Raw genomic sequence first — 2,445 nt, forward strand, 5'->3', positions numbered from 1 at the left:
ACGCTGCTGGAGATGGAGCGCGGCGTAGCCCAGCAGCTGCAAAAAAATCTCGCCACCCTGAAAGCGGATCGCGGCAAGGTGATCACCACCAACACCCTCAGCTTCCTGAGCCAGCCGGGGACCCCGCACCAGATCGTGTTCGTCGACCCGCCGTTCCGTCAGGGGCTGCTGGAGGAGACGCTACGTCTGCTGGAGACACAAGGCTGGCTGGCCGATGAGGCCCTGGTGTACGTCGAAAGCGAAGTCGAAAACGGCTTACCGCCGGTGCCGGCTAACTGGCAATTGTATCGTGAAAAAGTGGCCGGACAGGTCGCCTACCGTCTTTACCAACGTGAGGCCCAAGGAGAGCACCATGCTGATTAATTTAGGCCGCCTGCTGATGCTGTGCGTCTGGGCCTTTCTGTTATTGAATCTGTTTCAGCCCTTCCCGAAGCCGCTGAATATCTTTGTCAACGTCGCGCTGATTTTCATGATCCTGATGCACGGTCTGCAGCTGACGCTGCTCAAGGCGACGCAGCCGAAAGAGGCGCCGCCGCTGAGCCGCTTTGAGCAAATCCGCATTTTTATTTTCGGCGTGTTTGAGCTCGTCGCCTGGCAGAAAAAACTGAAGGCGACGCTGAAAAAATAGTCCTGAAAAGGGCTCAGGGATCGGGCGTAAACGCCACGAACGCTGTGCCCTTATAACTCAACATCCCACGATCGCCGACGCTCAGCGCGTGATATTGCGGCGCGTCAAGGCGAAACACCACCTCCAGACCACCGTTTTCGGGGCGAAAGCTCGCTTCATAGCGCATCTCACTGCCTGCAGGCGTCACCGTCTGCTGCCGCGAGCGCCGATCGTTAATCACTTTTTCCCGTTTATTGCTGACGATAACCCGCTTTTGTAGCAACGGCGCGGCGTCATTCGCCTGTTTCTCACGGCGCTGCTGGACATAGCGAAACGAAGCCGCCACCACAATCACCGCGACGACCAGAACAAAAAAGAGGGGCATTTTACTCATTAGGGTTACCCATAAAAAATATCAGGAATCAGCATACTGCGTCGGGAATAACATTGTCATCTGCTACGCCAAACCACTACACTGAGTAGTAGCATCACGCATCCGTAACTTTCTTTATGATAACAGATACAGGGACTTACTATGCTTTGGTCATTTATTGCTGTCTGTTTCTCCGCATGGCTTTATGTCGATGCATCCTATCGTGGGCCGGCATGGCGACGCTGGGTTTTTAAACCTGTCACCCTGATTCTGTTGCTGTTACTGGCCTGGCAGGCGCCGATGTTCAATGCCATCAGCTATCTGGTGCTGGCTGGCCTGTGCGCCTCGCTGCTCGGCGACGCCCTGACCCTGCTGCCGCGCCAGCGGGTGATGTACGCGGTGGGCGCTTTCTTCCTGTCACATCTGCTGTATACCATCTGGTTCGCCAGCCAGCTGACGCTGTCGTTCTTCTGGCCGCTGCCGCTGGTGCTGCTGGTATTCGGCGCCCTGCTAATGGCGGTGATCTGGAGTCGGCTGGAAGAGATGAAAATGCCGGTGCTGACCTTTATCGGAATGACGCTGGTAATGGTCTGGCTGGCCGGTGAGCTGTGGTTTGCCCGCCCCACCAACACCGCGCTGTCCGGTTTCGCCGGCGCAGCCCTGCTGCTGCTGAGCAATGCCGTGTGGCTGGTGAGCCACTATCGTCGCCGCTTCCGCGCCGATAACGCCATCGCCGCCGCATTCTACTTTGCCGGCCACTTCCTGATCGTGCGCGCGCTGTACCTGTAATTTAGTCCTTGACTCTGGAGTCGACTCCAGAGTGTATCCTACGGCTAATGAGAAAATTATCATTTCCCGGAGGGTGCCATGTCGACTCCAGACGCGCAGGAAAAAAAAGTCCCACAATTCTCGTCTTTCACCATGCGGCCAGCGACCGCCCCGGCGGAGAGCTGCTGTACAGATCACGCCTGCGCCACAGAGTCCGCCCCTGCCGCCGAAGCGCTTAGCGACGCCCGCTATAGCTGGCAAGTTGATGGCATGGACTGCGCCGCCTGCGCCCGCAAGGTGGAAACCGCGGTCCGTCAGGTGCCCGGGGTCAGTCAGGTCCAGGTGCTGTTCGCCACAGAAAAGCTGCTGGTTAACGCCGAGGGCGATGTCCGCGCTCAGGTTGAGAACGCGGTCCGCCAGGCGGGGTATACGCTGCGCGATGCCGGTGCTCCCGCAGCAGAGCAAACCCGAGGGTCGCTGCTGCGCGACAATCTGCCGTTACTGACGCTGGTTATCATGATGGCCTTGAGCTGGGGGCTGGAGCAGGCCAACCACCCTGCCGGTCAGTTGGCCTTTATTGCCACCACCCTGGTTGGCCTGTGGCCGGTTGCCCGCCAGGCGCTACGCCTGATCAAGAGCGGGAGCTGGTTCGCCATTGAAACGCTGATGAGCGTCGCCGCCATCGGGGCGCTGTTTA

The 2,445-nt window shown here is 58.6% G+C and carries 5 protein-coding genes; 4 read left to right on the forward strand and 1 reads right to left on the reverse strand.

Going from position 1 to position 2,445, the window contains the following annotated elements:
- Both KHQ28_RS28460 and KHQ28_RS28465 read left to right on the forward strand, forming a co-directional pair.
- Positions 1–363 (forward strand): RsmD family RNA methyltransferase (locus KHQ28_RS28460; RefSeq protein ID WP_211777792.1); only part of this gene is annotated, 363 nt, incomplete at its 5' end.
- Complete coding sequence (locus KHQ28_RS28465) at positions 353–628, forward strand: DUF1145 family protein (protein ID WP_002920822.1); 276 nt, start codon at positions 353–355, stop codon at positions 626–628. The genes KHQ28_RS28460 and KHQ28_RS28465, both read left to right, overlap by 11 nt.
- A gap of 13 nt (positions 629–641) precedes the next feature.
- Here the strand turns inward: KHQ28_RS28465 and KHQ28_RS28470 are convergent, their stop codons facing one another.
- Positions 642–992: a DUF2500 domain-containing protein gene (locus KHQ28_RS28470; protein WP_004173989.1), complete on the reverse strand. Its 351-nt coding sequence runs from the start codon at positions 990–992 to the stop codon at positions 642–644.
- Positions 993–1,142: 150 nt separating this feature from the next.
- Here KHQ28_RS28470 and KHQ28_RS28475 point away from each other — a divergent pair, with 150 nt between their 5' ends.
- Positions 1,143–1,769 carry a lysoplasmalogenase gene (locus KHQ28_RS28475; RefSeq protein WP_004173987.1) on the forward strand — a complete coding sequence of 209 codons (627 nt, stop codon included), beginning with the start codon at positions 1,143–1,145 and terminating at the stop codon, positions 1,767–1,769.
- 78 nt (positions 1,770–1,847) lie between these two features.
- Positions 1,848–2,445: cation transporter (locus tag KHQ28_RS28480; protein ID WP_211777793.1), on the forward strand; the 598-nt coding region annotated here is incomplete at its 3' end.

This window comes from Klebsiella sp. 28 (assembly GCF_018223905.1).
Lineage (GTDB): Bacteria > Pseudomonadota > Gammaproteobacteria > Enterobacterales > Enterobacteriaceae > Klebsiella > Klebsiella pneumoniae.

Excerpts from the sequence above, each read along its gene's own strand:
- KHQ28_RS28465 (WP_002920822.1), top strand. The coding sequence starts at position 353 with ATGCTGATTAATTTAGGCCGCCTGCTGATGCTGTGCGTCTGGGCCTTT.
- KHQ28_RS28470 (WP_004173989.1), bottom strand. The coding sequence starts at position 992 with ATGCCCCTCTTTTTTGTTCTGGTCGTCGCGGTGATTGTGGTGGCGGCT.
- KHQ28_RS28475 (WP_004173987.1), top strand. The coding sequence starts at position 1,143 with ATGCTTTGGTCATTTATTGCTGTCTGTTTCTCCGCATGGCTTTATGTC.